The following is a 14,071-nucleotide window of genomic DNA, read 5'->3' on the forward strand; positions in this document are numbered from 1 at the left end:
GATACCGGATTAACGCGGCAAGATTAAGACGGATTAACCAAGGGTGGCGAGGCCCGGGAAGGTCTCGAGCAGCCAATAGGACATGGCCGAAAATCCGCCGGTCAGCATCAGCAGGCCGATCGTCCACAGAAGCAGGCCCATGATCCTTTCGATCCGTTCCATGTTGCGCTTCATCCAGGCGAGCGTTCCGGTCAGGCGCGGCAGGAAGGCGGCGACCAGAAGGAAGGGAATGCCCAGCCCAAGCGCATAGACCGCCAGCAGAGAGGTGCCGCGCAACACCGAGGCCTCTGACGCGGCAAGCGACAGGATCGCACCCAGTTGCGGGCCGATGCAGGGTGTCCAGCCGAAGGCGAAAGCCAGGCCCAGCACATAGGCACCGAAGGCCGATCCGCCCTGATCGCCCGCGTCCAGCCGCGCCTCGCGATCCAGGAAGCCGATGCGGTAGACGCCCAGGAAATGCGCGCCGAAGATCATCACAAGGATCCCGGCGCCGGTGTTGAAATAGCCCTGGTACTGCAGGAACAGCGTGCCGACATAGGACGCCGCAAAGCCAAGCAGCAGGAAGACGGTCGAAAGGCCCAGGACGAACATGAAGGCCGTCACCATCGCCTTTCCGCGCCGCGTCCCCTGGCCAAGGTCATTCAGCGTGACCCCGGACATATAGGCAATATAGGGCGGCACGATTGGCAGCACGCAGGGGCTGAGAAAGGAAATCCCCCCGGCAAGCAAGGCCACGATCATGGCAGGCAGCAGACCCGCGTCGATGATATCAATCCCGAACATGCGCCTAGGGTTAGCCGGTTCCCGCGCCCGCGTCACGCCTGCTTCACGCGGCGTGTTGTCACAAAGTCGTGGAGGCGCTAGGGCTTGGGCATGGATGATGTTGACCTGAATGCGGTTGATCTGGACGCGCGGGGGCTGATCTGCCCCCTGCCCGTGTTGCGGCTGCGCAAGCGGCTGATGCCGCTGGCCCCGGGCGATGCGTTTTCAATGCTGACGGATGATCCCGTGGCCGCCATCGACATCCCGCATTTCTGCGCCGAAGAAGGGCATGAGGTTCTGGTGAACCGCGTGCAGGATGACGCGCGCCTGTTCGTCCTGCGCAAGGGCTAGGTCCGGTCGCGCCGGTCCATCACACTGGACTGTTCGGTCCAGGCTTTGCATCGCCCCGGTCAGAACGAAAACAGCCGCCCCGGAGGGCGGCTGTCTGTGTTTCGGGGTCTTGCGATCAGACCGATCACGACTTGCCAAGCGACCACCAGCCGCGCCGTTTCGGCTTGGCGGGTTCATCGGCTTCGGCGCTATCGGCTTCGGCGGTGGCCAGTTCAGGCTCGGGCTGGGCCGGAGTTTCCTGAACCGGAGCCTCCTCGGCGGGGGCTTCGACTTTGGGCTCTTCTGCCGGGGTCTCGACCGGAGCTTCTGCCTGGGTTTCAACCGGGGCTTCCGCAGCGGGCTCGGCTTCGACGGCCGGGGCGGGTTCCGCAGCTTCCACAGGGGCTTCGGCGGTCACCTCTGCCGGGGTGTCGGCTTCACTGGCCTCGGGCTTCGCCTCATCCGCCGGGGCGTCCGCAGCTGCGGCATCCTCCTTCGGGGTGTCGGCCTTCTTGCGCGAGCGAGAGCGCGAGCGTTTCCGCTTGGGCTTTTCCTCGCCCTCGGGCTTCTCCGCAGCGCCATCAGTGGCTTCCGAGGCCTCGTCCGACTTGGTTTCGGTCTCGGCGGCATCCGATTTCGCGTCCGCGTCATCCGAGCTGTCGTCAGAGGCCTGATCGTCGCCCGACCCGTTGTCACCGTTTTCGCCTTCGGCCCCGTTGCCGTTACCGCGCCGGCGACGCCGACGCCGACGGCGCTTCTTGGGCTTCTGATCGTCCTCGTCCGCGCTCGGGACGTCGGCCTCGGCCTCGGTCGAGGGCATGTTGTCCTCGGCCTCGGTCTCGTCCTCTTCGATGCTTTCGTCGATAGCGTCCATCAGCATGGCATCGGCCGAGATCACGGCCGTGGGTTCCGGCACGTTGCGCGTGGCGGTCTTGAACTTTTCAAGCGTGAAGTCGGGGCTGACCAGCTGCGGGTCGCCTTCGATGCGCACGGACAGGCCATAGCGGGCCTCGATCTGGGCGACATGTTCGCGCTTCTGGTTCATCAGGTAGTTGGCGACGTCCACGGGACATTTCACCAGCACCTCGCGCGAGCGGCGGCGCACGCCTTCTTCCTCGATCTGGCGCAGGATCGACAGCGCCATGCTGTCGTCCGACCGGATCAGACCGGTGCCGTGGCAATGCGCACAGGGCTGGGTCGTTGCCTCGAGCATGCCGGGACGCAGACGCTGGCGCGACATCTCAAGCAGGCCGAAGCCCGAGATGCGGCCGACCTGGATGCGGGCACGGTCGGTTTTCAGCTTGTCTTTCAGCTTCTTCTCGACGGCGTTGTTGTTCTTACGCTCGTCCATGTCGATGAAGTCGATGACGATCAGACCGGCAAGGTCGCGCAGGCGCAGCTGGCGGGCGACCTCTTCGGCGGCCTCCAGGTTGGTCTTGAGCGCGGTTTCCTCGATCGAGCCTTCCTTGGTGGCGCGGCCAGAGTTTACGTCGATGGCCACCAGCGCCTCGGTCACGCCGATGACGATGTAACCGCCGGACTTCAGCTGCACGGTCGGGTTGAACATCCCACCCAGGTAGCTTTCCACCTGGTAGCGCGCAAACAGCGGCATGGCGTCCTGGTAGTGTTTCACGTTCTTGGCGTGGGACGGCATGATCATCTTCATGAAGTCCTTGGCGTTGCGGTAGCCGCGTTCGCCTTCGACCAGGACCTCGTCGATTTCGCGCGAATAGAGATCGCGGATCGAGCGTTTGATCAGGTCGCCTTCTTCATAGATCTTTGCCGGCGCGATGGATTTCAGCGTCAGTTCGCGGATCTGTTCCCACAGGCGCTGCAGGTATTCGTAGTCGCGCTTGATCTCGGTCTTGGTGCGTTTCGCCCCGGCGGTGCGCACGATCAGGCCCGCGCCGGTCGGAACGTCGATCTCGGTCGCGATTTCCTTGAGCTTCTTGCGGTCCACCGCATTGGTGATCTTGCGCGAGATGCCGCCGCCACGGGCGGTGTTGGGCATCAGGACGCAATAACGACCGGCGAGCGAGAGATAGGTGGTCAGCGCGGCACCCTTGTTGCCACGTTCTTCCTTGACGACCTGCACCAGCATGATCTGGCGGACCTTGACGACCTCCTGGATCTTGTAGCGGCGCGCGCGGGGTTTGCGCGGCGGGCGGATGTCTTCCTGGTCGTCTTCGTCGGCGACGGATTCGATGCTTTCGTCCAGGGCCGCGGCGTCGCGCACGGTATCGTCACCGCTGTCTTCGGCGGTGTCGTCTTCATCCGAGTCGTCGTCCGAACCGGCCTGCTCGTCGGACCCTTGCGTGTCCGTCTCGCCAGGTTCTTCCACGGGCGTTTCGCCCACGGTTTCCATCGGCGACAGACCTTCCCCGTCATCCGAAGCCTCGGCTTCGTCGTCCAGGTCGATCGTCTCCATGCCGGTGATCTCGGCATCGGCGGTGACGACGGCATCTTCGCTGTCGACCTTCTCGGCCTTGGCCGGGCGACGACGACGGCGGGTTTTCTTCTTCTCTTCCTCGCCTTCCTCGCGGGCCTTCATGGCCTCGGCATAGGCGCGCTCTTCCTCCATCAGGGCCTCACGGTCCGCGACGGGGATCTGGTAGTAATCCGGGTGGATTTCCGAGAAGGCCAGGAAGCCGTGGCGGTTGCCGCCGTAATCGACAAAGGCCGCCTGAAGCGAGGGTTCGACCCGCGTGACCTTGGCCAGGTAGATGTTGCCAGCTAGCTGGCGTTTGTTTTCCGATTCAAAGTCGAACTCTTCAACCTTGTTTCCGTCGACCACCACAACGCGAGTTTCCTCGGCGTGGGTGGCATCGATAAGCATTTTCTTTGCCATTGTATCCAATTTGCACGACGACGGCCCCCGTGGTCCGGGCGGTGTGATCCCGGCGGACCCAGGGGGAAATCGGCATGTCTGATAGGGGCGATTGTGCGGGCGTGCCGGCACATGGGCGCGGGACGGCGCGTCTGCGCCCTGCCCCTGCTCTCACATGTCCTGTCGCGCCTCATCGCGGTTCTTCTCCGGTGGTTTTCCGCCTTGGCGGGGTCCACCCGTTCGGTGCCTTGTCAGCCCCTTGGGGCCGCTTGGCATTTGCGTGACCCCTTTCGGGATCCATTCGGTCTGTCCGGGTACCGCTGGCCTTTGTCAGGCAACACACGTGCACCGCAGCGCAGAGAAACTCATATCGGCGGCGCGCATGGCGCCACCCGATCTATCCACAATAGAGCCGGGACAGGTGAAAAGACAATGGAGAAAATCGGCTGGAGCGGGTGCAGGGGTGAATAAGCCGCCTTGCAGGCAGGGAATTGCGCTCTGCCCCTGCGTTTGTCCGGTCCCGGGCGGCCACCGGATCGCGGCCGCCCGGGGACATTCAGTTCAGGTAATCGGCCCGCTGGAGGCCGTATTTCGCCATCTTCTCGTTCAGGGTGCGGCGCGGCAGGCAGAGTTCGTCCATCACCGAAGAGATCGAGCCCTTGTGCCGCCGCATGGTGTTGTCGATCAGCATCTTTTCAAAGGCCTCGACATATTCCTTCAGCGGCTTGCCTTCTGCCGTGACCACGGATTGCACGTCGTCATGGTCGGTCATGAGAAGCGAGGCGATGGTGCCCGAACCCCGGCGCGACTGCAGCACGGCGCGTTCGGCCACGTTGATCAGCTGGCGAATGTTGCCCGGCCAGGGGGCCTGAAGCAGCTGGGCGGCCTCCTGTGCGCTGACCTTGGGGGCGTCACAGCCGTATTCTTCAGAGAATTGTTCCGAGAAGGTCGTGAACAGCGTCAGCACATCCTCGCCCCGGGTCCGCAGCGGCGGCACGGTGATGCGCAGGGCGGCCAGGCGATAGAACAGATCGGACCGCAGGGCGTCTTCGCAGGTCTTCTCGGCCTCTTGCATGTTGCAGATGGCGACGATGCGGGTTTCAGCCGGCGTGCCCTGTTCGTTGATCACGTTCAGAAGCTTGCCCTGAACCACGTCCGACATGGCTTCGACGTCCTCAAGGACCAGGGTGCCGCCGCGGGCTTCTTCAACCGCGGGCAGCTGGCTGTCCTCGGGCTGCATGGGGCCAAACAGGCGCTTGGTCAGCGCGTCGTCGTCCAGCGCCGCGCAGGAGACCAGCACGAATTTCTTGCCCGCCCGCGCGCCAACCGCATGCAGCGCATGGGCCACCAGCGTCTTGCCGGTCCCGGTTTCGCCGTCGATCAGCACATGACCGTCTGCCTGGCCCAGATCAAGGATGTCTTCGCGCAGACGTTCCACCGCCGGAGAGGCCCCGATGAATTTCTTCATCAGCTGGCTGCCGTCCGACAGTTCGCGGCGCAGCTGGCGGTTGTCCATGACCAGGCGGCGCGCATTTGCGGCCTTCTTGGCCAGCTGGTTCATGCGGTCCGGGTCAAAGGGCTTTTCCAGGAAGTCGAAGGCCCCGATGCGCATCGCCTCGACTGCCATGGGCACGTCGCCATGGCCGGTAATCATGATCACGGGCAGCGCCGAATCCGATCCCATCAGCTTGCGCAGGAACTGCATGCCATCCATGCCGGGCATCTTGATGTCCGAGATCACGATGCCGGGGTAATCAGGCCCAAGCGCCTTCAGCGCGTCTTCGGCGCTGGCAAAGGTTTCGGTGTCATAGCCTGACAAGGCGAGCCACTGGCTGATCGACTGACGCATATCCTGTTCGTCGTCGACAATCGCAATCTTCATGGCCTTCTGCATCGGGTTCTCCGGTCTTTCCTAGCTGTTATTCCGCAGCTTCGATTTCTTCAGCTTCACTCAAGATAGGCAGCTGTATCTCAAAAACAGCCCCGCCCCCCTCTGCGTTCCGTGCCGTGAGGCGGCCGCCGAAGTCGTTGACGATCCCCGAGGAGATCGCAAGCCCCAGGCCGACGCCGTCGCCGGGGCGTTTGGTGGTGTAGAACGGCTCGAACAACTGGTCGAGATTCTCGATGCCGGTGCCATTGTCGCGCACGGTGATCGAGGCCGTCTCACCAGCCGCAAGGATCACGTCCACAGCGGGGTCCGACACGGTCGACGTGGCGTCCAGCGCATTGCGCAAAAGGTTGATCAGAACCTGTTCGAGGCGCACCCGATCGGCCAGCACGCGGACGTTGCATTCGGGCACGGTCCGGGTGATCCGCACCTGGCGCTGGCGCAGCTGCGGCTCCATCATGGACATGGCGGAATTAAGCGCATCACCAACGTTTACAGGGGAAAACTGGTCGCCACCCTTGCGGGCGTAGGACTTCAGCTGGCGGGTGATCGCGCCCATCCGGCTGATCAGGTCGTCGATCCGCTGGAAGGACGACAGCGCCTCTTCGGGGCGGTTGCGGCGCAGCAGAAGCGCGGCACCGGCCAGATAGGTCTTCATCGCGGCCAGCGGCTGGTTCAGCTCGTGACTAACGGCCGCCGACATCTCGCCCAGGGCGGCCAGTTTCGAAGATTGCGCCAGGGTCTGTTCGGCCACGTCGAGCGACTTTTGCATGCGCTCACGCTCGGCGATTTCCCGCTGCAGCCTTTGGTTCAACGCGCGAAGTTCCGCCGATTCCATCCGGAAGAAATTCATCCGCAGGGCGTTCTTCCGGCTCAGCGCATAGAAGGCCAGCGCCATGAGGATGGCAAAGCCCATGGTTTCCAACGCCAGGAAGCCGTTCACCTTCTCGCGCACGCTTGCATAGGTGGTGAAGCTGGCGATCTGCCAGCCCCGGAACGGCAGACGCGAGGCCACGCGCATCACCGCCTCGCCCTTCACATAGGCGTCGGGCGGCAGGGCGGACCAGTCGGCGGTGGCCTGGATGGCGCGCTGGATGGCGGTCTCGGGCGGTTCGCGGGTCAGCGCCTCGCCCTCGGTCAGGCTGCGCCAGCGCGGTTCGGTGGCCAGGATGATGCGCCCGGTGCTGTCGGTGACCAAGATGGCATCGGAAATCCCCGCCCAGGCGCGTTCGAACTTCTGCAGATCGACCTCGACCACGATGACGCCGACGGTGGTGCCGTTGCTCTCCATCTTGCGGGAATAGATGAACTGATAACCGACGCCTTCGCGTTCCGAGACGGTGAAGATCGTGCCCGAGGACCGCAGCGCGTCGATGTAATGCTTGGTGCCCAGGTGCGCCTCGCCCAGACGGTTGCGGTCGGTGGCGGCCACCGTGCGCCCGTCCTTGTCCAGCAGCATCAGCGAGGCCGCGCCGATTTCATCAACGAATGAGATCAGCCGCTGCGTGGATTGCGAGAAATCATTGGAATTCAGCGCGCCCAGAAGGGTCGGATCGCGCGCAAGAAGCTGGGGCACGATCGAATTGCGCCGCAGCTCACTTACCAGGTTGCCGCCGTACAACGCCAAGCGCAGCTCGGCCCGGTTGCGGGTGTTCTGGGTGAAACGGTCGGTCAGGGCCGAGTTGGTGACCCAGACGGTGACCACGGCCACCGCCAGGAAAAGACCAAGCGCCAGGCGGCTGCGCCAGGAAAAGGCACGGCCGCCGATGCTGCGATCCGGTCTGTCTGACGTGGTGCTATCGGCCATGCCACAACTTACGTCAGGCGCAAGTCCCGCTCAAGCAGCCACCTGTGGCCCGGGGGCGGTTCAGGCGGAAACCAGCGCGGAGAGCAGGCCGTCGAACATCGCGCGCCCGTCGGTGTTGCCCTGCGCCTCGTCGGCGGCGCGTTCGGGGTGCGGCATCATGCCCAGCACCCGGCGGTTCGCGCTCAGCACCCCGGCGATATCCCCGGCCGAGCCATTGGGGTTCTCGTCATAGGTAAACGCGATGCGGTCCTCGCCTTCCAGTTGCGCGCGCAGCTCGGCGTCGGCCTGGTAGTTGCCGTCGTGGTGGGCGATCGGGATCTGCAGCTGCTGGCCGACTTCCCAGCTGCGGGTAAAGTCGCTGTCGGCGGTGCGCACGGTCAGTGGCACGGTGCGGCAGATGTATTTCAGGTTGGCATTGCGCAGCAGTGCACCGGGCAGGATCCGCGTTTCGGTCAGGATCTGAAAGCCGTTGCAGATGCCAAGGGCATAGCCGCCGCGCTCCACATGTGCCTTCAGCGACCGGGTGATCGGCGAATTGGCCGCGATGGCCCCGCAGCGCAGGTAGTCACCATAGGAAAAGCCGCCGGGAACGCCAACGATATCGGTGCCCTCGGGCAGCGCGTCGTCCTTGTGCCAGACCATCGACACCTGCGCGCCGGCCTTCTCGAAGGCGATCTTCAGGTCGCGGTCGCAGTTGGATCCGGGAAAGACAAGGATGGCGGCCTTCATGGGCGGATGCTCCGTATCGGGGGATTTGCCCCGGTCCTTACGCGGCGACGCGCAAAAGCTCAAGCCGGGATCAACCGATCCTGGGAGGTTTTGGCCGCTCTTCGCGCCCGCCCTGGGGGTCATCCCCTGTCCCATCCACTGTCCCATCCCCTGTGCCAGCCGGCGGCGGGCCGGGCCGGTTCCAGGTGACTACGTCGAACAGCGCCTGCGGGCTCATGCGCTGCGCATTGGCCATGCCAAGCGCCGCCGCGCAGATTTCCGAACAGAACCACTTGCGTTCGTCGTGGCGCGCCAGGGCAAAGATCTGGCTGAAGAGAATGCCAAGATAATCGTATTTCGCGCCGATCCTCTCGCGGATGAAACTGCCGACCCCGCGCGGATCGCTGGCGATCTCGACCAGGTCCCAGCTTTCCGGTTTCAGCACGATGCGCTTGTCTCGCACGCCGCCATCCCGCCCCGAAGACGACAGGCACAGGGCCTCCTCGCCCAGCACGGCCGTACCTTCGATCAATTCAACGTGGCTATAGGGCGACCTCGTGGCAAAGCGGATCAGCCAATCCTGAAAGCGATGCCCCCAGGACGACCCGCGCCCCTTGTAGAATGCCAGCGTAATCACCCGCGCCTCCCCTCAAAAACACCTCAAATACCCAGATCCAAAACGAAAACGGGGCGAAACCTCCGCCCCATCCTCTTGCCGAAAATATCCCGGGGGTGCGGGGGCTGGCCCCCGCTAACCGCTACGTCCGGGGCCAATCCCCCAAGGGCCCCGCGCTCTGCACAAGCCCCCACGCAGTCCCCCAATATCCTGCCCCTTCGGGCGCGCGACCCAAATACCCGCGCGCCTAACAGGCGAAGTCAGACCTCAGGCCAGCTCGACCGTGTAGCTTTCGATGACGGTATTCGCCAGAAGCTTCTCACACATGTCGCGCACGGTCTCTTCGGTCGTACCATCGGCCAGGTCCAGCTCGATCACCTTGCCCTGGCGGACGCCTTCGACCCCGTCGAACCCAAGCGATCCGAGCGCGTGGCGCACGGCTTCCCCCTGCGGGTCCAGAACGCCGTTTTTCAACATGACATGAACGCGGGCTTTCATCGCGGGATCCTCTTAATTGATCAGGGTCGGTTTCGAATGGCCGCCGGACTTGGGCAGTACGCCCAGACGCTTGGCCACTTCGGTATAGGCATCGGTCAGGGACCCCAGGTCGCGGCGGAACACGTCCTTGTCCAGCTTCTGGCCGGTCTCCAGGTCCCACAGGCGGCAGCTGTCGGGGCTGATTTCATCGGCCACGACAAGGCGCTGGAAATCACCGTCGTAGACGCGGCCGATCTCGATCTTGAAATCGATCAGCTTGATGCCGACGCCATACATCAGGCCGGACATATAGTCGTTGACCCGCAGCGCAAGGCTCAGGATGTCGTCCATGTCCTGCTGGGTGGCCCAGCCGAAGGCGGCGATGTGTTCCTCGGTCACAAGCGGGTCACCCAGCTTGTCGTCCTTGTAGCAATATTCCACGATCGGGCGCGGAAGCGCGGTGCCTTCCTCGATCCCCAGACGCTTGGACAGCGACCCGGCGGCAAAGTTGCGCACGATGATTTCCAGCGGAATGATCTCGCAGCTGCGGACCAGCTGTTCGCGCATGTTCAGCCGTTTCAGGAAATGAGTCGGCACGCCGATGTTGTTCAGGCCGGTCATGAAGAACTCGCTCAGGCGGTTGTTCAACACACCCTTGCCTTCGATGGTGGCCTTCTTCTCGGCGTTGAATGCGGTGGCGTCGTCCTTGAAATACTGCACGATCGTGCCCGGTTCGGGGCCTTCGTACAGGATCTTCGCCTTACCTTCGTAGATCTTCTTGCGGCGTGCCATGGCTGCCCTTTCGCTTGGGCCACGCGGCCCGTCCCTTTGAGGCGCTCTCTTAGATCATGGGCGGGATTGTCGCAAGCGGCCCCCGCCCCTTGCGTCAGGACGCCGGGGCGGGCATATCAATTGGAAGTGAACTTCACGTAAGGGATAGGGCCCATGAGCACCTTCGACGATCGCGAAAAAGCCTTCGAAAACAAATATGCACATGACCAGGAGATGCAGTTCCGCGCCGAGGCACGGCGCAACAAGCTGCTGGGCCTCTGGGCTGCGGAACTTATGGGCAAGACCGGTGAGGACGCCGCGGAATACGCCCGCGAGGTCGTGAAATCCGATTTCGAAGAGGCCGGGCACGAGGATGTGGTGCGCAAAGTCTCGGGCGATCTGGGCGACAAGGCCACCGACGACGAGATCCGCGCCAAGATGGACCAGCTGCTGAAAGTCGCGAAGTCCCAGATCCTGGAAGAGTGATCGACGCGGATATCGCATGGCGTGCGCCCGGCCCCGGCCGGGCGTTTTGCCATTCCGGTTCCGGTCTCGAAATGCGGCTTTTCCAGTGGAAATCGTGGCGTTCCGTACATTGTGCGGATTTGCCCGATTGTCGCCCGCATCTTGTCCGAGAGTTGTCGGATCCCGGCCCTGAGTCCGCCAGATCACACCTGTATACTTTCAGCAATCTTAGCGAGAGTTTACCGTTTTCCCAGACGTATACGCTTGCTAAACCCAACCAAGGCCCGGCGGAAGATCGGGCGACAGAGCAGTCCTTTCCATCAGGCCATGAGTTAAGCCCCCGGTAGGACTTGAGATCTAATCCGGTCGCGGAGTGAGTGGAGAGACCTGATGCCCAGAAACGTGCCCCCAAGGACCGCCCTGCTGCGATCCGCCGCCTCGCGCCGCATTTTCAAAGCCTTCTTCCCGCTGGTCGTCGGCACGGCCTGCGTCCTGCTGCTGAACAGCAAGCTGGCCGGGCTGGATTTCCATGCGGTCGCGGAGGTTGTGCGCACGACCTCGCTGCCGCAATGGCTGGCGGCGGCGGCGGCCACGGCGCTGTCGTTCTGGGCGATTGGCACCTATGACGTGGTCGTGCACCGCCACCTGCGCACCGGCGTTCCTGCCGATGTGGCGCGGGTCACCGGTGCCGGATCCATCGCCATCGCACAGGTTCTGGGACTGGGCATCGTCACCGGGTCGCTGGCGCGCTGGCGGATGCTTTCAGGCACAGGCGGCGGCACGGCCGCCAAGGTGACATCCGTGGTAACGGCCAGCTTCATGGGGGCCTGGGCGCTGGCGACGGTGCTTCTGGCGCTTGTGCTGCCGGGCGTCACCCTGCCCCTGTGGATGACCGCCTGCGTTCTGGGCGGGGCCGTGGCGCTTGCCGTCATTGCCTTCCTGACACCGACCTTCCGCCTGCGGAGCCTGTCGATTCGCCTGCCCAGCCTGCGCGCGCTTGGCTCGATCACGGTGCTGACCCTGATCGACATCGCCGCTGCGGCCGCTGCGCTGCATGTGCTGATGCCTGCCGGTCTCGACATCCGGTACGAGGTGCTTCTGCCGATCTTCGCCATCGCCCTGGGCTGCGGGCTGTTCAGCTCGACCCCCGGCGGGGCTGGCCCGTTTGAACTGGCCGTGCTGTCCTTCTTGCCGCTGGTCCCGCAGGAACCGCTTCTGGGTGCGATCCTGGCCTGGCGTCTGATCTATTACGCGGTGCCCGCGCTGCTGGCGATCATCCCGCTGGCCTTCCCCTACCGCGTCGCCGCCTCGGATGCGGGTCCTTCCGTTCCCGCGAACCTTTGCCAGGCGCGGCGCGCCGAATGCGGGGTCGTGCGGCAGAACGGCGGCTTTGCCCTGCACACGGGCAAAGACCAGTCCATCGTTGCGGAAAGCGGCCAGTGCCTTGCGCTGCTGTTCGATCCGCTGAACGGCACCACACAGGGCGTGACCGAGGATCTGAAGGACGCCGCACGCGCCCGCATGCTGATCCCCGCGCTTTACAAATGCACCGGCCCGCTGGCCGCCCAGGCCCGCCGCGATGGCTGGGCCGTGGTGCGCGTGGCCGATGATGCGGTGATCGACCTGCCCGGCTTCTCTCTGGACGGGTCCCGCCACCGCCAGCTGCGGCGCAAGCTGCGCCATGCGGAAAAGGCCGGGATCACCGTGATCGAGGAAAACCCCTGCCCCAACCTGCTGCATGAAATGGCGCAGATGGATCAGGCCTGGCTGGCGAGCCACGGCAAGGCGCGCGGCTTTTCTATGGGGCGCTTTGACGCCGACTATGTGAAACAGCAGCGCATCTTCGTGGCGCGCGAACACGGTCGCATGCTGGGCTTTGTCACCTTCCATCAGTCCGGCCACGACATGGCGCTGGACCTGATGCGCCACGGCGCGGATCTGCCCGATGGCACGATGCACCAGATGATCGTCAGTGCGATCCTGACGGCGCAGGCCGAGGGCCGCAAACGCCTTAGCCTTGCCGCCATGCCCGCCACACCCAAGGCGGAACGCCCGCTGGCCCGCCGTATCCGCGATGCCGTCACCCGTCGCAGCGGTGGTGCCGGGCTGACCCGGTTCAAGGAAAGCTTCGGTCCCTATCGCCAGCCGCTATATGCCGCCGCCCCGTCCCGGGCCGAGCTGACGCTGGCCCTGGCCGACATCGCACGGGCCATTCACGCGCCGCGTGGCTAAGCCCCCTTTCCTCTGACCGCATCAATGGCTATGTCGGGCGCAAATCCTGTGCCTGACATTCCCGGAGGTTTCCCGATGGCCGATGCCCTTTCCACGCTGCTGAAAACGCGCGACTGGCTTATGGCCGACGGTGCGACCGGCACCAACCTGTTCAACATGGGCCTGTCCTCGGGCGATGCGCCCGAGCTGTGGAACGCGGACGAACCCGAGAAGATCAAGGCGCTGTACTCCGGGGCCGTGAACGCGGGCAGCGACATCTTCCTGACCAACTCCTTCGGCGGCAATGCCTCGCGCCTCAAGCTGCACGGGGCCGAATCCCGCGTGCGAGAGCTGAACCGCCTGGCCGCCGCGCTTGGCCGCGACGTTGCCGATGCCTCGGGCCGGACGGTCGTGGTGGCGGGCTCGGTCGGGCCGACCGGCGACATCATGGCCCCCATGGGGTCCCTGACCCATGAGCTGGCGGTCGAGATGTTCCACGAACAGGCCGAGGGGCTGAAGGAAGGCGGGGCCGATGTGCTCTGGCTGGAAACCATCTCGGCACCCGAAGAATACAAGGCCGCGGCCGAGGCCTTTGCCCTGGCCAATATGCCCTGGTGCGGGACCATGTCCTTTGACACCGCGGGCCGCACCATGATGGGTGTGACGTCCGAGGCGATGGTGGCCATGGTCGAGAAACTGCCGAAGCCGCCGCTGGCCTATGGTGCCAACTGCGGCGTCGGTGCCTCGGACCTGCTGCGCACCGTGCTGGGTTTTGCCGCCCAAGGCGTCGAACGTCCGATCATTGCCAAGGGCAACGCCGGCATCCCCAAGTACGAAGACGGTCACATCCACTATGACGGCACGCCCGATCTGATGGGCGAATATGCCGTCATGGCCCGCGATTGCGGCGCGACGATCATTGGCGGCTGCTGTGGCACGATGCCGGAACACCTTGAAAAGATGCACGAAGCGCTGGTGAACCGCCCCCGTGGTGAACGTCCGACGCTGGAAAAGATCGCCGAGGTTCTGGGCGGCTTCTCCTCGGCCTCGGATGGCACGGGCGAAGACGGCGGCCCCAAGCGCAGCCGTGGCGGTCGCCGTCGCCGCGACTGACGCCGTAAGCCAGGTGGCCTGATACCCGCAGCAATGCGGTGAAGCAAACGCCCGCGCCTGATCTCAGGTGCGGGCGTTTTTCGTGGGATTTCAGTG

At 64.4% G+C, this 14,071-nt stretch carries 12 protein-coding genes; 4 read left to right on the plus strand and 8 right to left on the minus strand.

From position 1 onward, the window contains the following. Positions 1-33: 33 nt before the first annotated feature. Positions 34-783 carry a cytochrome c biogenesis CcdA family protein gene (locus BMX99_RS15795; protein WP_093454029.1) on the minus strand — a complete coding sequence of 250 codons (750 nt, stop codon included), beginning with the start codon at positions 781-783 and terminating at the stop codon, positions 34-36. Positions 784-873: 90 nt separating this feature from the next. Here BMX99_RS15795 and BMX99_RS15800 point away from each other — a divergent pair, with 90 nt between their 5' ends. After that, positions 874-1,113 carry a sulfurtransferase TusA family protein gene (locus BMX99_RS15800; protein ID WP_093454032.1) on the plus strand — a complete coding sequence of 80 codons (240 nt, stop codon included), beginning with the start codon at positions 874-876 and terminating at the stop codon, positions 1,111-1,113. A gap of 124 nt (positions 1,114-1,237) precedes the next feature. On the opposite strand, the gene BMX99_RS15805 is transcribed toward BMX99_RS15800, so the two are convergent. From BMX99_RS15805 to purC, 7 genes are all read right to left on the minus strand, one after another. Next, positions 1,238-3,940 carry an Rne/Rng family ribonuclease gene (locus tag BMX99_RS15805; protein WP_093454035.1) on the minus strand — a complete coding sequence of 901 codons (2,703 nt, stop codon included), beginning with the start codon at positions 3,938-3,940 and terminating at the stop codon, positions 1,238-1,240. Positions 3,941-4,475: 535 nt separating this feature from the next. Next, complete coding sequence (locus tag BMX99_RS15810) at positions 4,476-5,813, minus strand: sigma-54-dependent transcriptional regulator (RefSeq protein ID WP_093454038.1); 1,338 nt, start codon at positions 5,811-5,813, stop codon at positions 4,476-4,478. 25 nt (positions 5,814-5,838) lie between these two features. Continuing rightward, positions 5,839-7,614, minus strand: coding sequence for a sensor histidine kinase (locus BMX99_RS15815; RefSeq protein ID WP_093454041.1), 1,776 nt, complete (start codon positions 7,612-7,614; stop codon positions 5,839-5,841). A 60-nt stretch (positions 7,615-7,674) separates the two neighbouring features. Next, positions 7,675-8,343, minus strand: coding sequence for a phosphoribosylformylglycinamidine synthase subunit PurQ (gene purQ / locus BMX99_RS15820; protein ID WP_093454044.1), 669 nt, complete (start codon positions 8,341-8,343; stop codon positions 7,675-7,677). Positions 8,344-8,413: 70 nt separating this feature from the next. After that, positions 8,414-8,959, minus strand: coding sequence for a hypothetical protein (locus BMX99_RS15825; protein ID WP_093454047.1), 546 nt, complete (start codon positions 8,957-8,959; stop codon positions 8,414-8,416). A gap of 246 nt (positions 8,960-9,205) precedes the next feature. After that, on the minus strand, positions 9,206-9,436 hold the full coding sequence (gene purS, locus BMX99_RS15830; protein WP_093454050.1) for a phosphoribosylformylglycinamidine synthase subunit PurS: 231 nt from the start codon (positions 9,434-9,436) through the stop codon (positions 9,206-9,208). Positions 9,437-9,448: 12 nt separating this feature from the next. Further along, positions 9,449-10,207: a phosphoribosylaminoimidazolesuccinocarboxamide synthase gene (gene purC / locus BMX99_RS15835; protein ID WP_093454052.1), complete on the minus strand. Its 759-nt coding sequence runs from the start codon at positions 10,205-10,207 to the stop codon at positions 9,449-9,451. Positions 10,208-10,360: 153 nt separating this feature from the next. Here purC and BMX99_RS15840 point away from each other — a divergent pair, with 153 nt between their 5' ends. The 3 genes from BMX99_RS15840 (at position 10,361) to bmt (ending at position 13,975) form a co-directional block, all read left to right on the plus strand. Then, positions 10,361-10,672 carry a DUF1476 domain-containing protein gene (locus BMX99_RS15840; RefSeq protein WP_093454054.1) on the plus strand — a complete coding sequence of 104 codons (312 nt, stop codon included), beginning with the start codon at positions 10,361-10,363 and terminating at the stop codon, positions 10,670-10,672. Between the two features lie 369 nt (positions 10,673-11,041). Beyond that, entirely contained in the window at positions 11,042-12,883 is a 1,842-nt protein-coding gene (locus BMX99_RS15845; protein ID WP_093454057.1) for a phosphatidylglycerol lysyltransferase domain-containing protein, read from the plus strand. 75 nt (positions 12,884-12,958) lie between these two features. Continuing rightward, entirely contained in the window at positions 12,959-13,975 is a 1,017-nt protein-coding gene (gene bmt, locus BMX99_RS15850; protein WP_093454060.1) for a betaine--homocysteine S-methyltransferase, read from the plus strand. Positions 13,976-14,071: the final 96 nt, after the last annotated feature.

This window comes from Pseudooceanicola nitratireducens, assembly GCF_900109195.1.
Taxonomy (GTDB): Bacteria; Pseudomonadota; Alphaproteobacteria; order Rhodobacterales; family Rhodobacteraceae; genus Pseudooceanicola; species Pseudooceanicola nitratireducens.

Bases quoted from the DNA above. Each gene is read 5' to 3' on its own strand.
- BMX99_RS15815 (WP_093454041.1), bottom strand. From the start codon at position 7,614: ATGGCCGATAGCACCACGTCAGACAGACCGGATCGCAGCATCGGCGGC.
- BMX99_RS15845 (WP_093454057.1), top strand. From the start codon at position 11,042: ATGCCCAGAAACGTGCCCCCAAGGACCGCCCTGCTGCGATCCGCCGCC.
- purQ (WP_093454044.1), bottom strand. From the start codon at position 8,343: ATGAAGGCCGCCATCCTTGTCTTTCCCGGATCCAACTGCGACCGCGAC.
- purS (WP_093454050.1), bottom strand. From the start codon at position 9,436: ATGAAAGCCCGCGTTCATGTCATGTTGAAAAACGGCGTTCTGGACCCG.
- BMX99_RS15800 (WP_093454032.1), top strand. From the start codon at position 874: ATGGATGATGTTGACCTGAATGCGGTTGATCTGGACGCGCGGGGGCTG.
- BMX99_RS15810 (WP_093454038.1), bottom strand. From the start codon at position 5,813: ATGCAGAAGGCCATGAAGATTGCGATTGTCGACGACGAACAGGATATG.
- BMX99_RS15805 (WP_093454035.1), bottom strand. From the start codon at position 3,940: ATGGCAAAGAAAATGCTTATCGATGCCACCCACGCCGAGGAAACTCGC.
- BMX99_RS15840 (WP_093454054.1), top strand. From the start codon at position 10,361: ATGAGCACCTTCGACGATCGCGAAAAAGCCTTCGAAAACAAATATGCA.
- BMX99_RS15795 (WP_093454029.1), bottom strand. From the start codon at position 783: ATGTTCGGGATTGATATCATCGACGCGGGTCTGCTGCCTGCCATGATC.
- purC (WP_093454052.1), bottom strand. From the start codon at position 10,207: ATGGCACGCCGCAAGAAGATCTACGAAGGTAAGGCGAAGATCCTGTAC.
- bmt (WP_093454060.1), top strand. From the start codon at position 12,959: ATGGCCGATGCCCTTTCCACGCTGCTGAAAACGCGCGACTGGCTTATG.